The following is a 20,884-nucleotide window of genomic DNA, read 5'->3' on the forward strand; positions in this document are numbered from 1 at the left end:
TTAATTCATGTTCAGGTATAATAGCCGACATATTTATGAGCAAAGGCCAATATCCAATGAGCAGCGAAGTTGCAGAATTCCCACTATTAAGTGGTGATGAGTTTGTAGAGTTATATAAAGTATTAAAAGTACAAGGTTTAGTAGATGGCGGCGGCGCAGCTAAGCACGTTATCTCTGAAGGTTTCGTTAAAGTAAATAACGAAGTTGATACTCGCAAGCGTAAGAAATGTGTTGTGGGCGATGTCATTGAATTCAATGGCGAGTTCATTAAAATTGTTGCTAGTGCATAAGGACAGAATAATGCAATTCCCTGATGATGATAATGGTAAAATGTTAGCCGCAATGGCTGAGTCTGGCATCGATTTATCGGTAGCCTTGGATGTTGACTTCTTTCTTATTTTTGATGACCAACGCGATGCAGAGTCTGCACTTGAAGCGTTAGCTCAAAAAGATGTTAACGGTGAGCTTGAGCTCAACTTCAGTGAAGAAATCGAAAAGTGGGAGCTGATTGTTTGTTTAAACATGGTGCCTACTTATGATGATTTAGTCGCAAAAGAAATAGAGCTAAACACGTTTGCACAAGAGTTTGATGGCATGACTGACGGGTGGGGCGTAATGCAACATCAAGAAGGTGATGATGAGTTTGCTGACGATGATCATGAAAGTGGTCATTGTTCACACACTCATTAATATCGTCAAACTAACAGATGGTAATATCATTTTCTGCAGAAAATACTGCAAGAAATATGAAGATTATTCAGTTAGATAATTGATTCATCATTTAACCAATTAATGACTGTTAAGTTAATGAAAACAAAAACCACCTTTTAGGTGGTTTTTTTGTGTCTTTCTATTATAGGATGTAGCCATATGCAGAAGATAGATAACAATAATTATTAATGGAGTCGCATTCTCAATGGCAAGACATATTAGTTTTGGTACCCCAGTCAACGACGCCGAACGTTGGGCATTTTCTCTTTTATCCGACGAACTCCCAGAAGATTATTTACTCCTAACCAATGTAGAGATCCCTACTCATACCGGTCAAGCTATGGAAGTCGATGCGCTTGTTGTCGGTGAATTTGGCGTGTATGTTGTCGATGTGAAAGGCTATATTGGCCGCTTAAATGCCGGACTTCACGCGTGGTCTTTAGATGGTCGCCATGTGGACAATAGCTTGTCGAAAGCCAATTATGTTGCACGGGTTTTAGCCGGAAAATTAAAGAACAAAATTCCTGTTGGTGTATATGCGCCTTGGTGTCAGGGCATGGTATTTGTCACTGGCCGAAAAGGCGAAGAAATCCTTGTAGAGAAAGACACTGGTAAACTGAGTATTTACACCCCTGCAAAAATTATCGCTGCGCTAACCAAAGAATGGGGCTTAACAGCGCCTCATATTCATCCTGTTACCGAAACCCAAAAAGAAATGGTGTTAGATACCATAGGCCAGGTGGCATTAGTTGAGCAGCGAAATAATAAAATTCAGGACTTTATTAAACTCAAATGTTTATTCTTACAGCAAGGCTTAGAGGTCTGGCAGTCAGAATATAATCCAGGTGGTTGGACTGCGCCCTGGTTATTGAAGATATTAGTAACAAGCCAGTTTGAAGATGCTATTGAAGCAAACTCCCATGAGCAAAAATTGCGTGATGAATTTAAGCGCATTCAGTCGTTGTCAGGCTGTAGCTGTGTGCCATTTTGTGCGCCATTAATTCAAGACGGTGAGCAAGTGGTGCTACCGATTAGAATGCCGCGAGGCGTACCACTTAATATTTTCGATATTGAGCAACAAACCACTTATCAATTATTAGAAATCTTACGACGCAGTGTCACGGGACTTCAGCAAATCCATCGCCGTGGATACACCATTGGTGGTTGGGCTGAAAACTGTATTTTTATCTCAGAAGATGCAGATGTAGAATTTATTGATATTAAAGACTCTCTTAATACCAGTGAAGATATTAAAGCTTATGCCAAAGCATTTCTGGAACTGGCCGAGAAAACGCTCCAACCACGTATTTATCAATGGTATCGCGCAGCTGCCAAAGGCAGCACAATCGATTTAGATGCAATTCGTTGCGATTTATCTGCCCTAATTGATTTAGGTGTGTGTGATACTTTGCCGCAAAAAATCGACGTTGAACAAGGCGCAGTGGTTGACCATCATTACCGCTTAGACAAATTCATTTCAGCAACATCACGAAGCCAACTCTGGCGTGCTATGCACCTTCAAGGTAATTATCCATGTTGTGTGAGCGTTTACCAAGATGTTGATAATCAATGGCACACTTTAAGTAATATGTACCGCAGTTTAGCTAAAATCTATCACCCGCATGTTGAGCGTGTTTTAGCTTTTGGACAGTTACCGCAATCAGATGATTTATTTATTGCAAGGGATTGGGTACAAGGTGTCGGTCTTGATGAAGTACCATCGATTGAAGTTGGCCAACCACGTTTGTGGTTCGTACAACTACTTACGGCATTACAGTACCTTCACAGTCTTGATATCCACCACGGAGCAATTTGTCCTAAGAATATAATCTGCCGTGATGAAAAAGCCACTTTGGTGAATTTTGGTATTGGTTCTGATATTGCTGCAAGCCATTATGCTGCTCAATACGCGGATCCTAATTTATGGTCGGTGGAAGGTGATGCAGAAAAAGATTTGTATGGTTTAGTGGCAAGTTTTATTGATGCTATGGCGCCAGACTCGATTAAGCAAGGCTCTGGGGCTGATGCGATATTAAGGGCGCTGGAACAATATGATAAGCAATGGCTTGGTGAAGCGTTTTATGAGGCTTGCCATAAGATTTTGAGATTTGAGCTCAGAATTGTGCCTAACATGAGTTATGCCAAGCAGTTAGGGTTAGATGAATTAGAACTAGAGAACTCAGGTTTATAACACTTAAATTTATAACATGCCTTATTCAGTGCGGCTGATAAACAATGATGTGGTTAGAGTCTTAAGGATAAATACTAACCACAATCAAAAGGCAATAACGTAAAACAATCAACGAGGGAAACGATGATTATTAACCGTATAACTTTGACCGACTTTAATGATATTTTGCCTTTATTTAGCCAATATATGGCGTTTTACAGTGTTAATTCGCCAGAAAGTGAGTATGTAGGTTATTTATCAGATCGTTTAAAAAATCAGGATGCATTCATCTTTGCAGCTTATAACGATAAAAACCAAGTTGTTGGCTTTGTACTTAATTATCAGACGTTTTCTTCAGTAGAGTTAGGAAAGGTATTAGTGCTAAATGATTTGTTTGTTGATGTTGATTCAAGAAATCAAGGCGTTGCGAACAAACTGATTGAATGTTCAATTGAACTTGCCAGAGGTATAGGTGCTGTGCGGGTGGACTTAGGGACTGCTAAAGTTAACTTTCCTGCTCAGTCAGTGTATGAAAAAATAGGATTTGTTAAAGACACGCGCTTTTTTTCTTACAGCTTATCAGTCAAGGATCATTCTCCCGTTGCCTAAGTTCTTGTAACAGGGGCTTGTTAAGTGATAAAGCCTTTGTTTAATGAGCTAGGGTAAACTAGCAAAACGGTTAATTACATCAAAATAAAAACAATACTAGGATGGATATGCAAACTAACGAGCCTTATAGCATTGGTGTCACTGGCCAAAAATGGTCTGATGAACATAAGCAGCAATGGTTGTCACAGCAACAGGTTAAACGCAGTTATCAGCAAGAGGTCATCAACAAGATTGATGCTTTGCGTGAACAATTTAGCGTTTCTCAATATGGCGCACTGTCATATGATGCTAACAAGTATCCTTTACTCTTGATCCGAAGTGCATGGGACGAGAGTAAACCAGTGGTTTTAATCACAGGGGGTGTGCATGGTTACGAGACCAGCGGCGTTCAAGGCGCTATTCGCTTTGTAGAAACCAAAGCAAAGCAGTATGCAGAGCAATTTAATATTATCGTAGCACCTTGTGTCAGTCCTTGGGGATACGAAACCATTAACCGCTGGAACCCAAATGCAGTCGATCCTAATCGCTCGTTCTATACTAATAGTCCTGCAGAAGAGTCCGCAGCCTTGCTCAAAGTGATGGCAGAGCTCAATGTCGATGTGCTTGCTCATATTGACTTGCATGAAACTACTGACACTGATAATTCAGAATTTAGACCAGCTTTAGCTGCCAGAGATGGCATCGTGAATCATAACTGGAATATTCCTGATGGTTTTTATTTAGTGGGCGATACTGAAAACCCTCAAGCAGAGTTTCAACGAGCTATTATTAAAGGCGTAGAGGAAGTTACTCATATCGCCCCCGCTGACGATGACGGCAAATTAATCGGCGTTGAATTAGCTCAATTTGGAGTAATAAACTATCCATGTGGTGAACTAGGTCTATGTGCAGGCTTAACTCAAGCCCAGTATAAAACCACGACAGAAGTATACCCTGATAGTCCTTTATCTGATGCTGAAAACTGTATTTTGGCGCAAGTCGCAGCGATTTGTAGTGGCTTGGAATATTTGATTCAAGCTTAGCCTAGACTAAACGTAAACCTTGTTGCCATAAGCGCTAGGTACTGACTTCTGATTAAAATAAAACCTGCCATTTGGCAGGTTTTTTATTAAATCGATATCCATCCTTAACAATGCTCTTTCTATCATTAGCACCGTTAATCTGATAATCCGAGTAATTCATCACCTTCGACAATATGAGTATTGGTCGTGTAGTAAGCCAAGCTATATTCAATATTTAAAGAGAAATAAACGCTTTGCTTAAGATGAGCCTTAATGGCTTGTTCAATGTCGACACTGAGCTGATGCGTAAAGGCACTATCTCGGTGAGGTTTGGTTAATAGAGACACGGTTATCAGCATGTGGGAGTATTTATACTGTGAGCAGGGATAAGCCCTAGACTTACATACGCCAGCACTCGCATCATGGCCGTTAATTATTTTCTCTACGACATCAAATACCTTATCGGTATCAATATCGACATTATCTGAATATTTGATTTCTATATGAGGCATGTAATTGAGCTCCGGAGGAGGTAAACGCCTCACTATGGAGACGTTATTTATGGGGCACATGTTACATGAGTTTAGCGACTTTATATCTCAATTTTCATATCAGAGTTTATTTCTGTGTTTATTAAAACTTATAGCCAAAATTTAATGTAATAGAGGTTGATGTGTCAGTGTCGCCTTTATCTGCATATAAGCCACCTTCATCTTCTCGTGTAACACCAATACCGGTACCAATGACAAAGCCTTTTTGTGCAAAGCCATCAAAATGGTAATCATAGGTGATGAAGGCAAAGCCATCTTCACTTTGTAATTCCTCTCTACCTACAACAATTCCGTAAGTATGCTTTGAGTTTTCACTAAAAGTGGTTTGCAAGCCAGCAGCAAAGCCGACTAAGCCTACAGAAGCATAATATTTGGTTGATGCGGTTTTATAGGCAAATTGTCCCCCTAAAACACCACCAAATTGATGACCTAAGCCAACGGCGGGCTCAAATTCGCCTGCAGAACTTAATCCTGGGGAGCACATTAAGGTAACAAACGATAGAGCAAGTAAAGATGTTTTCATGAAAATCCTTTTTCGGGTTTTAACTAGATTAGAACTTCTTGCAAGTAGCTGTTCATTGTAAAAGCACTTCATTGATTAAGCACTTCATTAATTTAGTACTGCATTGACTTAGTACTTTATTGAATGTGCACTCTAGTGAACAACTCATTAAAGTTTCAATAACCTAACATAATTATATTTTAATTCAATAGGTTAAGAGAGAATGAAAGGTAAGTATGAGCAATTATGTTGTCCAATGTTTAACTCAGGAAACGGTGTTAGGAATTTATTCAATATTTTCAATGAATTAATAGGTAATTTCTGTGTAGGTATATTGCTGTTGTGGACTTTCGCCACAGAACTAAAACTCTAATTGAACTGAGATATGCTAATTTTCTAAGCTTGTTTGGGTTCACGTAAATGTTGTTAACTTTGCTCTACACCCAATTCTCTAGCGGCTATTTAGATCTACATCACAAATTTGGATGCTAATAAACATTCACAATAATCACATTATATGAATAGATTTGCTGTTTTGACACTTAATAACCACATATTTAGTCATATGGTTGTACGGTTGAGTCACAAATGAGTTGTTGCTTGTTGCTTGTATCACACAAATGGTTCTTTGGGGTGTAATAAAGCAACCATAAAACAGAACTTTATCTTAGTCATCGGTGTGCTTTACATTGTTCTCCATAAAAAACAAAAGGAGGGCGCTTTAATGGAAAACATACCAAATAAGTCATCAACAACAGCGAAGAACAAAAAAGATTTTATTATCTTGTTTAGCAACATTGCATTATTCGCTTTGCTTTATCACTTTTTACCATTTGAACCTGGGGTCAATACAGGCTTGTCGCTGCTAATTTTTGCGGCAGTTCTGTGGTTAACCGAAGCCATTCATATCAGTATTACAGCGATTTTAATTCCTATTATCGCGGTTTTTTTAGGGGTGTTTGATACTCAAACGGCAATGAGTAACTTTGCCAACCCGATCATTTATTTATTTTTTGGTGGCTTTGTTTTAGCTGCAGCGCTAAATCATCAGGGTATAGATAAATTGATTGCTCAGAAGGTATTACAACTTTCTAAAGGTAAGCTCAGTATCGCGTGTTTTTTACTTTTTGCAGTAACTGCCGTCTTATCAATGTGGATCAGTAATACTGCCACCGCAGCAATGATGTTGCCGCTTGCCTTAGGGATATTGCATCAACTTGAATTTAAAGATCATAAAACCACTTACTTGTTTGTGCTTCTGGGTATCGCTTATTCGGCTAATATCGGTGGCATAGGAACATTAGTCGGTAGTCCACCCAATGCCATCGCAGCTGCGCAAGTCGGACTGACTTTCAGTGACTGGTTAGCGTTTGGTTTGCCTACTGTGGCGTTAATGTTGCCAGCCATGTTGATTGCATTGTACTTGTATTTAAAGCCAGACTTATCTGCGAAATGTGAAATAAAGGCTGAAACAGAATCACTGTCTCTGAGTGGCAAACTGACCTTAGTCATCTTTTTAGCCACAGTATGTTGCTGGATATTCAGTAAACCTCTAGCTCAGGCATTAGGCGGGATCAGTAAGTTTGATACTATTGTCGCACTTGGCGCAGTGGTTGTACTTGCGGGCCTTAAGTTAGTTGATTGGAAGAAGATTGAATCAACTACAGACTGGGGCGTACTCATCTTATTTGGTGGTGGCTTAACACTAAGTGCAGTACTAAAAGCGACTGGCACCAGTGTATTTTTAGCTCACTTTGTTACCGACATTTTTGGTAACGCACATATGGCTTTATTTGTGATTGCCGTGATTGCTTTTGTCGTGATGCTGACTGAGTTTGCAAGTAATACCGCGAGTGCCGCATTACTCGTACCCGTTTTTGCCGCAATTGCTGAACCTTTAGGTTTATCCCCTGTGATGATTTCTGTGGTGATTGGTATCGCGGCATCGTGTGCGTTTATGCTGCCGGTTGCCACACCGCCAAATGCCATTGTCTTCGGCTCTGGCTATATCAAACAATCTGAAATGATGCGAGCAGGCTTGATTATTAACTTTATTAGTATGTTGATACTGTTTTTAATAACCAACTTCTTTTGGGGTTTTTAAACGAGTAAGTCACAAGATACTCGGATAGCAAGAAAGGCAACTTAGGTTGCCTTTTTTATTATCTTTTTCATCGAAAAAGAACAATTTAACAGCATAAACGTTAAAGGTTTTATACAAGTTCGAGCTTTCAAAACACAAAAACACATTTGTTTTAGATAGCTTTTGAAATTTATATGTAAAGCAGGTCTAATGGCCTATAAATAATAATTAAAGACACACCTCATGTTCGAACTGACCCTACAACTCGCCATCATATTATTTTTTGTTGCCATTCTTGCAGGTTTTATTGATGCCATAGCTGGTGGTGGAGGTCTTTTGACCATCCCAGCATTGATGTGGGCTGGATTGCCCCCGGCTGCAGCATTAGGAACCAATAAGCTTCAAGCTTGTGGTGGCAGCTTTTTTGCCAGTTTATATTTTATTCGCAAAGGGATGATTAATCTAAAACAGGCAAAGCTATCTATCATTTGCGCATTCGTTGGCGCTGCAGTGGGCACCATCATAGTACAAATGATTGATGTCAGTATTTTACAGCTGGTTTTGCCATTTCTGATATTAGCGATTGGTTGTTACTTTTTATTTTCAAAAAAGATATCTGAAGAAGATAAACAACAAGTATTAACCCCTACCATGTTTGCTTTTACCGCAGCGCTTGGGGTAGGTTTTTATGATGGTTTCTTTGGTCCAGGTACAGGAAGCTTTTTTGCATTAGCGTTTGTATCACTAGCAGGATACGGGCTTGCTAAAGCAACGGCCCATGCAAAAATCCTGAATTTTGCCACTAACATATCGTCATTGATTTTCTTTCTGATTGGCGGGCAAGTCTTCATTGTTTTAGGTTTGATTATGCTGGTTGGCCAAGCCATTGGCGCGACGTTAGGTTCACGTTTAGTGATGTCAAAAGGTGTGAAGATTATTAAGCCTCTTGTTGTAACAATGTCGTTTTTAATGAGCTTTAAATTATTATGGGCCCAATACGGTTAACGATTACGGTAAAATTAGTATGGTTGGCGTTGTCCAAATACATTAACTCAGCTCATTTGTGCTGAGGTTAACTACCACATTCAGTTTTATAGGTTGCTATGCGCATTATTCATACATCAGATTGGCATTTAGGGCAGAATTTTTACGGAAAAAACCGTGCCAACGAACATCAATTATTCATGCAGTGGTTGCTTGAGCAGATCAAATTACATGATGTTGATGCGTTAATTGTTGCGGGTGATATTTTCGATACTGGAACGCCGCCAAGTTATGCTCGTAGCCTTTACAATCAATTTATTGTCGATATTCAACAGACAGGTTGTCAGCTCATCGTATTGGGCGGAAACCATGATTCTGTAGCCACCTTAGGTGAGTCCAAGCAATTGCTTGCATGTCTTAATGCCACTGTTATACCAGGGGCACTCGACAATGTTGATGAGCATGTATTAGTGATAAAGGATAAACATCAACAACCTTGTGCCATTATCTGCGCATTGCCATATTTGCGCCCTAGGGATTTGGTGCTAAGCCAATCTGGTGAGTCTAGTACTGATAAACAACGCAAGCTGGGTAATGAAATCGCCTCTTTGTATGAACAATGTTTTGAGCGTGCACAACTGCTTAATCAGCAACAGGATAAGCCATTACCTATTATTGCTACAGGGCACTTAACCACGGTTGGAGCTAGCACCAGTGAATCTGTCAGGGATATTTACATCGGCAGTCTTGATGCATTTAATGCATCTCTGTTTCCCGCAGCGAACTACATTGCCTTAGGTCATATTCACAGGCCGCAAAAAATCGCTAAGACTGAGCACATTCGTTATAGCGGTTCACCAATCCCATTAAGCTTTGATGAATTAACTGGGCAAAAAAGTGTTTTTTTGGTTGAATTTAAGCAAGATAAATTAGCTGAAGTAAACGCTATTGACGTGCCTCGATTTCAGGCTATGGCAAGCTTAAAAGGCAGTTTAGTTGATATTGAAGCAAGCTTGGCTGAATTTACAGTGAAATCGGCTGATGCCGAGCCAGAAACGACTTGGCTTAGTATTGAAGTTGCACAGCAAGACTTTTTGAGTGATTTACAGAGTCGTATTGCTGATATCACAGAACCTTTAGCGGTTGAGGTGTTGCAACTTAAGCGTGCTCGCAGTCAACGTCAGCAACAAATAGCGCAGCTTGATAATGAAACTTTATCAGAGCTTTCTGTTAATGATGTGTTTGAGCGGCGTTTAGCCCAAGAGGATTTTTCAGAGCTCGCACAGCAACAAAGGCTAGAAAGGATCAAACTGCAATTCAATCAAGTCGTTGAACAGGTTGTTGAGCAAGGTGCCCAAGTTGAAACAAGTACAACTGAGGAGGCTAAAGCATGAAAATCCTCAGCTTACGTTTTAAAAACATCAACTCGTTAAAAAATGAATGGAAAATCGATTTCACCCAATCGCCGTTTAAAGAAAATGGTTTATTCGCGATTACTGGCCCGACAGGATCAGGTAAAACCACCATCTTAGATGCCATTTGTTTAGCCCTATATCATCGAACGCCGCGATTAAAGGTTATCTCGAAAACCACTAATGAGTTAATGACTCGTGGCACCAGTGATTGTTTGGCTGAAGTTGAGTTTGAAGTAAAAGGTAAAGGCTATCGCGCTTTTTGGAGCCAACGTCGCTCACGGGGTCAAATTGATGGCAATTTGCAAGATGCGCAAGTAGAACTTGCCGAACTTGATTCAGGTAAAATTCTCGCCAGCCAAGTGAAACAAAAAACCGAGTTAACCGAAGCGGTTACTGGCCTAGACTTTGCGCGTTTTACTAAATCAATGATGCTATCTCAAGGGCAATTCGCGGCTTTTTTAAATGCAGATGCCAATGATCGCGCAGAGTTACTCGAAGAACTAACAGGTACAGAAATTTATGGTTTGATCTCAGAGCAAGTCCATCTGAATTTTAGTGAAGCCAAGCAAGCATTAAAACTGTTAGAGGCCAAAACAGACAGTGTTGAGCTGCTAACGGACGAAGCGATAGTAGATAAGCGTGCTGAAGCATTACAATTAGAGCAGCAAGAGACGCAATTACAAGCTAAAACGCAACAATTTCAGCAGCACTTAACTTGGGCGCAGCAATGCGTTAAAACCAGCCAGCAACTTATTGATAGCCAGCAAACGTTAGCGGAGGCTGAAGCTGATATTTCAGCACAAGCCCCAGCATTAGCAAAATTAAATGCCAGCGAGCCTGCGCAAATCATTGCGCCTTTATTCACTTCGCTTAATAAGTTAACACTGCAGAAATGCCAGCTTGATAAGCAACAAGAAGAGCTAAAACAAGCTGGGCAAGATGCGCAAGTGACTTTTAATGATGCTGTAGCTGAGCATGAGAATAAACAACAAGAAAATTTACAACTTAAGCAAAGTCATCAACAGTTAATCGAGTTAGTCGAGCAGCAGGTTGAACCGTTAGATAAGCAAATTGAAAAGTTAAATTTTCAATTGTCCGAGCAGCAAAAATCCAAGCAGCAACAGCAAACGCAATTACAACAAATAGAGCGTGAGCAGCATCAACTCAATCAACAGTTAACTGAAAATAATCAAGCTAAGTTAACCAACCAGCAGTTAATTGAACGTTTCCCACAAGGCCAGTTGATCCAAAGTCATATTGCCGTGTGGAAACAACAAGCAAGCAACTATGCCAGGTTAAGTCAAAAAGATGCTGAGCTGGTTAAGGCTATCGAAGCTCAATCGGTGCAAGGTATACAGCATACAGAGCAGCTTGAGCAGTACCAGAAAAGCGTTGAATTGCAGCAAGTTGAAGTGCAGCAAAAATTAGCTGCGCTCAATGCTAGCGAGCATCAACTTGCCCAATTACTTGCTGGCAGCACAGAAGGGCAACTGCAGGCCCAGTATCAACAATTAATTGATCAGCAGGTTTCTCGCAGCCGATTACAGCAATTGCAACAACTGCATCTTGAAAGTCAGCAAGAACTGAATAATGAGCTAAAACAGGCACAGCAATTGTCTGAGCAGCTAGGGCAAATTGACCAGCAGCTTCACCAAGTGCGCACGGAATGGCAATCAAAGAACCAACAGGTTAAAGATTTACAATCGTTACTTAAACAAGAACAGCAAATTGTAAACTTAACCGCTGAGCGGGCTAAATTGATCCAGGGTGAACCTTGTGCTTTATGCGGCGCTAAAGAGCACCCTTTAGTTGACCATTATCAAGCCATTGATGTGAGTGACACTGAAGTGCGTTTTCAAAGCGAGTCTGACGCATTGCAGCTGATTAAAACTCAAGGTGAGCAGTTAAGCCTTGAAAAGAAACAGCGCCAGCATCAACTCGAATTATTAACTGCGCAGCAAGAAAAAAGCCAACATCAAATTACTCAATATTTATCAGAGTATCAACAGATTACTGAGCAATTGTTGATTGGGCATTTAGCACCAAACGAGGGCGAGATTGATGCGCTATCGCTAGCTGAATTTATTCAACATGCAACGCAGCAGCAACAGCAATTACACCAGCAACTTGCAACTATTAGGCAGCACTCTACTTCGCACCAGCAATGTATTGAGCAATACCAGCAAGCACAGGCTCATGCTGAGCAGCTGCAAAATCAACTGATGTTAACGAAGCAGCAATCGCAAACTCAGATGCAAAAATTACAAGAGCTTAAGCAACATCAGGCTGAAACTCAGCAGCAGATTGCTGACTTATTGGGTGATAGCCAAACCAGTGTCTCTCAAGCAGGCTTAACCATGCCTGAAATGAGCCTATTTGAGTCGTGGTTGGTTGAATTAGACATTCAAATTACCCAATGGCAAAAAGCGTTTGAGCAGCAAGGGGTGTTAGAGCAAGAGCATCAGTTATGCTCACAAAAGATAGCAGCGTTAATGACCCAGCATCAAGACATGACTGCTAAAAACAGTGTCCTTGACTCTCAGCTCGAACAATTGACAGCTGAGCAGAACAACACCAGCAAGCAGCGTTTTGCGCTATTTGCCGACAAACAATGTCCTCAAGAGAAACAAGCCAGTCACCAGTCAATGCAGCAAGCTGAACTTAGGTTAAACCAAGCAAATGATGTTCGAGTCAATATGCAGCAGCAACTGGACAAGTTAGTTGTGCAGCGTCAAGCCAATGAGCAACAAGTTCAGCGATTAACCATTGAGTTAAACGAGGCTGGTAGCGCATTTAAACAGGCGCTATCAACCAGTCCATTTACCAGCCAAGCTGAGTTTGAACAAGCTGTGATGCCAAGCGAGCAACGAGAAGCACTTAAGCAACTCAAGCAGCAATTAGATCAAAGCATGGTTAAAGCCAGCACCTTAGTTGAACAAGCGAAAACACAACTGGCGCAATTGATTATCCAAGCTAAGGAACTCGGCTTTAGCCAAAACGACTCGGAGAAGTTAACTGAGCAAACAATTGCAAGTCATAGTGAACAGGTAATTACAGAAGTCAGTGAATTGAGCAAACAAGCTGAAACGGAATTGGCGGAAGTGAAACAACAGCTTTGGCAAATTGCGCATTTGCTTAAAGAAGATGAAAGTAAACGTCAAGGTCAGCAACAGCTGGTTGAGCAGCTCAACCAAGCAAAACAAGATTATGATGACATCGCTTATTTGCATTCGCTGATTGGCTCGCAAAAAGGCGATAAATTCAGAAAGTTTGCTCAAGGACTGACATTAGATCATTTAGTGACCCTTGCGAATCGTCAGTTAGATAGGCTTCAAGGTCGTTATTTGCTGGAAAGAAAACAATCGGAAGCGCTTGAGTTACAAGTTTTAGATACCTGGCAGGGCGATGCAGTGCGTGACACGCGGACTTTATCAGGCGGTGAAAGCTTTTTAGTGAGTTTAGCTTTAGCACTGGCACTATCGGATTTAGTCAGTCATAAAACCAGTATTGATTCATTATTCTTAGATGAAGGATTTGGCACCTTAGATAGCCAAACATTAGACACTGCGTTAGATGCATTAGATAACTTAAATGCATCAGGTAAAATGATTGGCGTCATTAGTCATATTGAAGCGATGAAAGAGCGGATAAGCGTGCAAATCAAAGTGAATAAAATGAACGGGCTTGGGGTGAGCCGTTTACAAGCTGAATACAAAGTTGAGACTGCTGCTGAGTAAAATCAAATTTGCAGCTTAGAAGGGCGGTTCAGTGTGAAACTTCCCGCCCTTGTATGTCGAGAGTACTTTTTGTTTAACTGGGTGTACTGTATTGTAAGTCGTTTTCTCAATGGCTAACGCATTTATCTTCACTGTTTAACCGATGCTGATTTTTAATAAATAATATAGCATTATAGCGGTATTAATTATTTGTTTTAAAAGAATAAAAGAGGGTTTGTTCTCCCTCTCTGTTCTAGTAATTTTGAAACTTAATAAATTCATAGCATTGTACATTAGACTCATATGCCATTATGAATCTTTATTCAATTACATCTTAATTTTGTTTGTTCTTTACATACTAGCTGAGATTGTGCTTCAGATTCTTCCCCAAAACAGAAATCTAACCGTAGAGTTCTTTTTTCTGTAGCAGGTTCTGAACTTTTTGCAGTTGGTATCCATTTCCATTTTTTTAACATTTTACGTGAATATTTACCAATATGCTTACTCGGTACTGAATTGATGATTTCAACATCTTCAGCTTTACCTGATTCGGAAACAACAAAAGAAAGAACAGAACAGCCTTTTATTCCTGCTCTAGCGAGTTCTATCGGGTATTGAGGTGTATTCGTGTTTTCACGCTTCCAAATAAAGTTGTTTGTTGGATTAATGTTGGTTACCTGAACATCTGCATAAATATTTTTTGCTTCGCTATTAAAAGACAGACTTATGATGCTTAATGTTGCTAGGCCTAATAAAAATTTCATATACATTCCTTTGTTTTATTGGTGTGCTTTGAGCTGGTACTAATATCATTTTCAATTGTAGGAGACTGAAAAAGTGATGTACTTAAATCCGTTTTTCTGTACTTAGTAAATATAAGGTGAGTCAAGTTTAGAATGGTCTAATTCAGTCTTAAAATCAATACTTAAGCGATAATAGTTCAGGGAGTTGATTAAGATATACAGAGAACATAAGTACAAGTGGTGAGATCATCGTAACTATATCTACTCTTGCGATTGTACTTGCACATATGCCTGCTGCAGACAATAGAGCCGCTTGAGAACACTGCAATGGAGAGATTGCCAATATTAATCATGCCAAGAATTTCTGGTTTGTACTTTTGCATTGAACAGATTAACGTTTTAATTAAAACGTGCCAAAGAAACACAACCCTAAATAGAACCGTTAAATCTTGATAACAGAGTTAACTCAAGCTGATTACGTTCAGTTATCGAGTGCTGCTAGAGTGACCAATAGGTTTATACTGAGTTCAAATTTATGCAGTTCAAATGATAGATTATATTTTTTTTAGGCTATTTATTTGGTATAACGGGTCGCTACTATATCTTCTAGTGCTTAAGTACGCATTCTTTAGGTCATCTTATTGTTGACTCGACTTAGCTAAAAGGTATTACTTTTTTACGTATTTATGGCGGTACCCAGATTGCTTTCAGTTAAAAGGGGTCAGTTACAAGCGCGCTTGAATAAAGTGCCTAACTTACCTGTATTACATCGAAAATTATTACTTGCCAGCGTATTTGTTGTTGCTGCGGCTTTGCTATGGCCAACGCCGCAAGAGTTTTCATCGCAGCGCATCCCTGTGGCTTTGGACATTGAGTCCTTTTTACCCAATGGGACGAGTGCTTCAACATTTGAAATTGTAGAACCTATAAAACCTAACTTTGAACGTGTGATTCAAAATGGCGATACCTTAGGTCATTTATTCGAGTTAGCGGGTATTGGTCAGCAAACCATGTATAAAGTGCTTGAAGCTGATTTGAACGTGCTTGCATTAGATACATTGTCTTTGGGTAACAGAATTCAGTTCTTCCAGGACGAACGACAAAATCTCACTAAACTTGAATTGTACTTTAACCCCGCTTATCAGGTCATTTTTACTCGCTTTGATGATGGTAGTTATGGCGTTGAAGAAATTAATATCGAAGGCATTTGGCAAAATCGTATTATTAGCGGTGAGATTAATGGTTCATTCTATTTATCGGCGCAACGAGCTGGTCTTAGTGCGGCAAATATTCAAACCATTGAAACGCTACTTTCGAGCAAATTAGATTTTTCTCGCGATTTACGCGCTGGTGATACCTTTAACGTATTGATGAATGATCAATATATTGAAGGTGAGTCAACTGGGATCTCGCAACTACAAGCCGTTAGGATTAATTCCCGTAGAAATAACGTCAATGCATTTCAAAATGTTGATGGCAATTATTATGATGATCGTGGCCAAGGCTTAGCCAGTGCATTCCAACGTATTCCGTTAGAACGTCAGTTCCGCTTATCGTCGCATTTTAACCCTCATCGTAAGCACCCTGTAACAGGTCGAGTATCGCCCCATAACGGCACTGACTTTGCGACACCAATTGGTACTCGTGTTGTGGCACCTGGTGATGGTGTAGTGTCGATGATCACTAACCATCGCTTTGCAGGGAAATATATTGTTATTGAGCATGACAATAATATTAGAACCCGTTACTTACACTTGTCTAAATTCTTAGTACGAAAAGGTCAGCGAGTTAAGCGTGGTCAAGTGATCGGTTTAACTGGCAATACTGGCCGAGTGACAGGGCCGCATTTGCATTATGAATTCCATGTAAATGGTCGCCCAGCTAACCCAATGAAAGTTAGCATTGTGGAGGCTTCCGTTTTGCCTAAGAAGCAAATGGCAGAATTCAAACAGTTAGTCAGTAGTAAACAAATGATGATGGATTTGGGTTAACCAGCCATTATATTGAACAAGGCCACGTTGTTAAAACGTGGCTTTTTTGTTTATACGAGTTTTTTATTCACGCCATTGTGTTTCGAACTTATCGGATTTACCGATATTACAAATATCGCAAAGGATTTGAAGGTTGTTAATGTCTAAAGCGAGTGCTGGGTATTTTGAGCGTGGTTTAATATGATCAACATGCATGATGACATTATGTAATGGACTACGCCCACAACATGCACACTTGTTTCCATACTTTTCAAATGCTTCAGCCTTTAAATTGCTCCATTCTTTACTAGAGTAGAAGGAAGCAGCTTTTGGCTCTTCAAATGGGATCAGTTCCCAGTCATTGTATTCAGTAGGAGGAATGTCTGGCCCCATTAATCCTACAGAGTAACCTTTATCTAGGTTATCTTTTAGCCAATTGCGAATAGACTTTAAAGCGGCTTTTTCTGATTTATAATGTTTGGTTCTACGCCCTTCGCCTCTATAGGTTGCTACGTACATGATAAGGCTCCAATACTTTATGATTCATTCAGACTAATACGGCGATTTACCTAATTCAATACAAGTCAGTAATAAGCGTAAATCTAACTCGAGTTGGTGATAATCAGCCGTCATATAGGTGCACAATTGATAAAAGGCTTTGTTGTGGTCCTTTTCTCTAAGGTGAGCGAGCTCGTGTATCACCACCATTCTTAATAATGGTTCTGGCACATATTTAAGTCTTGATGAAATTCGTATTTCATTCTTGGCTTTAACCTTGTTACCTTGAACGCGATTTGCATAGGTGTGAAGTCCCAAAGCTTGATGACTTAAACTAATTTTTTCATCAAAAATGACTTTCGATATAGGGTCAGACTGCTTTAAAAATTGCTGTTTAAACTCCATAGCATAGTCATATAAGGCTTTATCGGTACGTATGTCATGGATAGTTGGATATCGACTTAGTAGCAGGTTTTCGAGGGTGTCATTTTCAATATGACGTTTAACTTGTTCAATGGTGCTGGCTGAATAACCATTAAGGTATTTTAACTGGGCTTGCTGTTTTTGCTTTGCTTGCACATCTTTACTGGTTACAAGGCCTGCTAAGGTATCTTTTGCGGCTGCAACTTTAGCCGAGCTGGTTTTTACAGCCATTTTAGGCGGCGCTTTACGAGCGGGTTTGTCTGCTAGATTTTTGGGTGCTTTTTTTGAGCTCATAGCTTGTTAGTTTGCCCAATGGAATATGGTTAATTAGCGGATAAAACTAAGCCTACCAATTCATCTTAATGTTTTCATCAAATTGATGATTAAGGAAATCGATAGGCTTATTGTTTACGTAAGCTTAAGTCGGTATTTGACTTAAACTTTACCGTACATACGACGGTTTTGCTGTGCGTATGCAGCATCAAATGCAGCCATTTGCACGCGCTTAAGACCAAGAGTTTCTAAATCCGCTTGAGGCGGGTTACGTTTTAACTCTTCTTTAATAATAACAGGGCTAATAATGCTCACTGGTAAATCAGTGATTTGAATCGCTGATTCTAATTTAAAGCTGGTAGCAGAACCTGCAAATTTACCTTTTTGTTCACGTTCAATGATGACGATTTCGTCAACTTTGTAGTCTTCCATTAACTTGTGGAAAGCAAAGTGAAACTCACGAATAGATTCTGTTTCAGCAGATTTAGAAATGCTGAAAGAGATTTGACGACATTCAGGTACATTGAATGTTTCAACTTCGTAAGTTAATAAGCTAATGATGGCTTCGCCACCTTTTAATTCCACGCCACAAATTTTCATGTTTCACCTTACTTTTGAACTAGTTTGTTTTGCCTAACAGAGCATATGCTTCATTAGGCTTAAATGGGTTTAATCTTCGCCAAGCTCTTGTTCATCATCTTGAACAATTGAGTTATCGTTTTCTAAAATTTTGGCTGGCTTTGCCTTACGGCGCATTGGCGCGTCACCAATATCAACACCTGTAATAAAACGCTTATCGCGTTTGGGTGCTGTTTTAGGTTTATTCGCTGTGCTACGCTTTTTGTTCGATGCTTTAACATCGGCAGTTTTCGCATTGTTACTGCCAGCTTTTGGCTTGTCTTTTAAGCCTTTGAATTTGCCTTGTAGACCTTCAATGGTCGAGAAGTCAAAGTTCTTACGTAAGAATACTTGGATCTTTTTAAAGCTTTCCCAGTCTTTAGGGCCAACTAATGAGATCGCATCACCTTTAGCGCCAGCTCGGCCAGTTCGGCCAATGCGGTGAACATACTCTTCGGCAAATTTTGGCATGTCAAAGTTAATCACTAATGACACGTTTAATAAATCTAACCCGCGCGATGCAACGTCAGTGGTCACCAAAATTTTTTGTTGGCCACGGCTGAATTTATCCATAATCTGATTACGGGCAGATTGATTTAAGTCACCACTTAATGCCGCCGTTTCTAAACCTTCTTCTGCAAGCAGTTTAGCTAATCTATCGGTATCAGAGCGGGTCGCAGTGAAAATTATCACCTGCTTGTGTTGTTCATTTTTCAACACATGTTGTAGTAGCGCTTGTTTATGATCTAAGTGATCAACCAAGAACACGCGCTGGTTAATGTCTTTATGTTCGTTATGTGATGCACCAATAGCGACATGACTTGGTGTTTTCAATAAGGTTGCCGCGATATCATTGATATGATCGTGATCAAGCGTTGCTGAAAACATCAGTGTTTGTCTGCGTTTGTGGTCGGCTGCTTCATTGATGGCTTTTAATTGCGGCGCAAAACCTAAATCAAGCATGCGATCGGCTTCATCAAGAATTAGCAATTCTAGTCCATTAAGGTACAGGTGACGTTGTGCTAGATGATCTGCAATACGACCAGGCGTTGCCACAATAAAATGTGGGTCACGAGATAATGACTTTGCTTGATCGTTAAAGTTTTCGCCGCCTAAAATGCTCACTGCTTTATATTGTGTGTTTGCCACCAATAAACGCAGTTGACCATAAACTTGTTGGGCAAGTTCTCGAGTCGGCAGTAATATGAGCACACGCGGATCTTTTTTAGATAAGGCCTTTGTTGATATTACGCGCTGCAAAGCAGGTAATAAAAATGCCAGGGTTTTACCTGAACCGGTTTTTGAAGATGCCATTAAATCTTTACCCGCTAGGGCAATCGGCAGGGCTTGCTGCTGAATTTCAGTTGGCTCAGAAATGCCCATATGCTTTAGACTTTCAAGTAAGCGTTTGTCTAAAGAAAAATCGGTAAATAACAAAGGTAAATCCCCTAAAAAATGATAGCCAGATATTATAACGTGTAAGCCTGAGATAGCCAACAGCTTAAGCCTCAGTTATGCTGAGTATTAGCATTTTAATTTCAATGTATTTTTAAGGATGTAAACAAACATGTCAGATGTACCCAAGGATCAGCCTAACACTAAACAATTACGAATTGGTGTAGCGTTAGGCAGTGGTGCGGCTAAAGGTTGGGCCCACATTGGGGTATTAAAAGAACTTGCTGAAATGGGTGTGCATCCAGATAAAGTGGCCGGTTGTTCAGTAGGGGCATTGGTCGGTGCAGCGTACGCCAATGATCATCTCGATGAGTTAGAAGGTTGGGTTCGAGGTTTTTCAAGCTGGGATGTACTTGGTCTAATGGATTTAAGCTGGCGCAAAGGCGGTTTAATTAGTGGTGAGAAGGTGTTTGATGTTTTGGCTGGTCGTATTGGTGAGCTAAGTATTGAGCAACTGAAAAAACCTTTTTCGGCGGTAGCGACTGATTTATATTCAGGTCAAGAAATTTGGTTTAAAGAAGGTGATTTACGCCATGCTGTCAGAGCTTCTTGCTCAATGCCAGGCTTTTTACCGCCAGTGCAATTACAAGATCGTTGGTTAGTTGATGGTGCTGTGGTGAATCCTGTTCCTGTATCAATGTGCCGTGCAATGGATGTTGATGTGGTGATTGCCGTTGATTTAAATGGTCACCGCCGTAATAGCATGCACATGTTGCCACAGCAGATGAAAAGCCGAGCTCCGACTGCACTAGAAAAGCAGCAGCAAGAAGGCGCTGAACCAGAGTCCGCTTTTATGGATATTTTAGGTAAGGGTAAAGAGTACATCGCAGGTTTGTCTGAAAAGTTTTCTATGTCGACTAAATCACACCCTGGGATGATTGCTGTGATGTCTCAGTCAATGGACATTTTAGAACAACGCCATAAACGCGCACGGTTAATGGGCGATCCCCCCGATGTGTGTTTAGTGCCACAGTTAGCAGATATCGGTACGATGGAGTTTCACCGTGCAGCTGAAGCGATAGAAGCTGGCAGACAATCTGTTCGTCAAACTGCGCATTTAATCAACTCTGCATTAGGCCGATAACGGTTTTCAATTCCATGGTCAAGCTTTGTCTGTCTAAACAGTGCAGAGCTTGGCAGTAATATTTTTCATTTCTCACCT

18 protein-coding genes are annotated in these 20,884 nt (G+C 40.3%); 11 read left to right on the forward strand and 7 right to left on the reverse strand.

All coding sequences use genetic code 11. The features are described from left to right. The first annotated feature begins 56 nt into the window (after positions 1-56). The 5 genes from Q4600_RS09990 (at position 57) to Q4600_RS10010 (ending at position 4,512) form a co-directional block, all read left to right on the forward strand. Positions 57-290 (forward strand): RNA-binding S4 domain-containing protein, encoded by a 234-nt coding sequence (locus Q4600_RS09990; RefSeq protein WP_102526378.1) that lies wholly within the window; start codon positions 57-59, stop codon positions 288-290. A 10-nt stretch (positions 291-300) separates the two neighbouring features. Then, positions 301-690: a ribonuclease E inhibitor RraB gene (locus Q4600_RS09995; protein ID WP_102526333.1), complete on the forward strand. Its 390-nt coding sequence runs from the start codon at positions 301-303 to the stop codon at positions 688-690. 226 nt (positions 691-916) lie between these two features. Next, complete coding sequence (locus tag Q4600_RS10000; RefSeq protein WP_102526334.1) at positions 917-2,902, forward strand: NERD domain-containing protein kinase family protein; 1,986 nt, start codon at positions 917-919, stop codon at positions 2,900-2,902. A gap of 123 nt (positions 2,903-3,025) precedes the next feature. Continuing rightward, on the forward strand, positions 3,026-3,490 hold the full coding sequence (locus Q4600_RS10005) for an N-acetyltransferase (protein ID WP_102526335.1): 465 nt from the start codon (positions 3,026-3,028) through the stop codon (positions 3,488-3,490). Between the two features lie 107 nt (positions 3,491-3,597). Beyond that, complete coding sequence (locus tag Q4600_RS10010; RefSeq protein WP_303515884.1) at positions 3,598-4,512, forward strand: M14 family metallocarboxypeptidase; 915 nt, start codon at positions 3,598-3,600, stop codon at positions 4,510-4,512. Between the two features lie 134 nt (positions 4,513-4,646). Here the strand turns inward: Q4600_RS10010 and Q4600_RS10015 are convergent, their stop codons facing one another. Together Q4600_RS10015 and Q4600_RS10020 are read right to left on the reverse strand one after the other, a co-directional pair. Then, positions 4,647-5,003 carry a hypothetical protein gene (locus tag Q4600_RS10015; RefSeq protein WP_303515887.1) on the reverse strand — a complete coding sequence of 119 codons (357 nt, stop codon included), beginning with the start codon at positions 5,001-5,003 and terminating at the stop codon, positions 4,647-4,649. A gap of 121 nt (positions 5,004-5,124) precedes the next feature. Beyond that, complete coding sequence (locus Q4600_RS10020) at positions 5,125-5,565, reverse strand: hypothetical protein (protein ID WP_303515890.1); 441 nt, start codon at positions 5,563-5,565, stop codon at positions 5,125-5,127. Between the two features lie 703 nt (positions 5,566-6,268). On the opposite strand from Q4600_RS10020, the gene Q4600_RS10025 reads away from it, so the two are divergent. The 4 genes from Q4600_RS10025 to Q4600_RS10040 all read left to right on the forward strand — a co-directional run bounded on the left by Q4600_RS10025 (position 6,269) and on the right by Q4600_RS10040 (position 13,763). Continuing rightward, positions 6,269-7,648 (forward strand): DASS family sodium-coupled anion symporter, encoded by a 1,380-nt coding sequence (locus Q4600_RS10025; protein WP_102526337.1) that lies wholly within the window; start codon positions 6,269-6,271, stop codon positions 7,646-7,648. A 222-nt stretch (positions 7,649-7,870) separates the two neighbouring features. After that, positions 7,871-8,632, forward strand: a complete 762-nt coding sequence (locus Q4600_RS10030; protein WP_102526338.1) for a TSUP family transporter — start codon at positions 7,871-7,873, stop codon at positions 8,630-8,632. Positions 8,633-8,730: 98 nt separating this feature from the next. Next, the gene (gene sbcD, locus Q4600_RS10035; protein WP_303515893.1) at positions 8,731-10,005 is read left to right on the forward strand and encodes an exonuclease subunit SbcD; all 1,275 of its coding nucleotides are present in this window, start codon (positions 8,731-8,733) and stop codon (positions 10,003-10,005) included. Further along, the gene (locus tag Q4600_RS10040; protein WP_303515895.1) at positions 10,002-13,763 is read left to right on the forward strand and encodes an AAA family ATPase; all 3,762 of its coding nucleotides are present in this window, start codon (positions 10,002-10,004) and stop codon (positions 13,761-13,763) included. Before sbcD ends, Q4600_RS10040 begins: the two co-directional genes overlap by 4 nt. Before the next feature lie 302 nt (positions 13,764-14,065). Here the strand turns inward: Q4600_RS10040 and Q4600_RS10045 are convergent, their stop codons facing one another. Then, entirely contained in the window at positions 14,066-14,506 is a 441-nt protein-coding gene (locus tag Q4600_RS10045) for an energy transducer TonB (RefSeq protein ID WP_303515897.1), read from the reverse strand. 716 nt (positions 14,507-15,222) lie between these two features. Here Q4600_RS10045 and Q4600_RS10050 point away from each other — a divergent pair. Further along, complete coding sequence (locus Q4600_RS10050; protein WP_303516028.1) at positions 15,223-16,476, forward strand: peptidoglycan DD-metalloendopeptidase family protein; 1,254 nt, start codon at positions 15,223-15,225, stop codon at positions 16,474-16,476. A 63-nt stretch (positions 16,477-16,539) separates the two neighbouring features. Here Q4600_RS10050 and Q4600_RS10055 read toward each other — a convergent pair whose 3' ends face one another. The 4 genes from Q4600_RS10055 to Q4600_RS10070 form a co-directional block, all read right to left on the reverse strand. Then, entirely contained in the window at positions 16,540-16,974 is a 435-nt protein-coding gene (locus Q4600_RS10055; protein WP_102526342.1) for an HNH endonuclease, read from the reverse strand. 33 nt (positions 16,975-17,007) lie between these two features. After that, on the reverse strand, positions 17,008-17,607 hold the full coding sequence (locus Q4600_RS10060; protein WP_303516031.1) for a M48 family metallopeptidase: 600 nt from the start codon (positions 17,605-17,607) through the stop codon (positions 17,008-17,010). A gap of 204 nt (positions 17,608-17,811) precedes the next feature. Beyond that, complete coding sequence (locus Q4600_RS10065; protein WP_229368847.1) at positions 17,812-18,249, reverse strand: DUF3010 family protein; 438 nt, start codon at positions 18,247-18,249, stop codon at positions 17,812-17,814. A gap of 69 nt (positions 18,250-18,318) precedes the next feature. After that, complete coding sequence (locus Q4600_RS10070) at positions 18,319-19,704, reverse strand: DEAD/DEAH box helicase (RefSeq protein ID WP_102526344.1); 1,386 nt, start codon at positions 19,702-19,704, stop codon at positions 18,319-18,321. A gap of 130 nt (positions 19,705-19,834) precedes the next feature. Between Q4600_RS10070 and rssA the strand changes: the two genes are divergently transcribed. Beyond that, on the forward strand, positions 19,835-20,806 hold the full coding sequence (gene rssA / locus Q4600_RS10075; RefSeq protein WP_303515904.1) for a patatin-like phospholipase RssA: 972 nt from the start codon (positions 19,835-19,837) through the stop codon (positions 20,804-20,806). Positions 20,807-20,884: the final 78 nt, after the last annotated feature.

It is taken from the genome of Shewanella sp. 2_MG-2023, assembly GCF_030548905.1.
In the GTDB taxonomy this organism is placed as follows: Bacteria; Pseudomonadota; Gammaproteobacteria; order Enterobacterales; family Shewanellaceae; genus Shewanella; species Shewanella electrodiphila.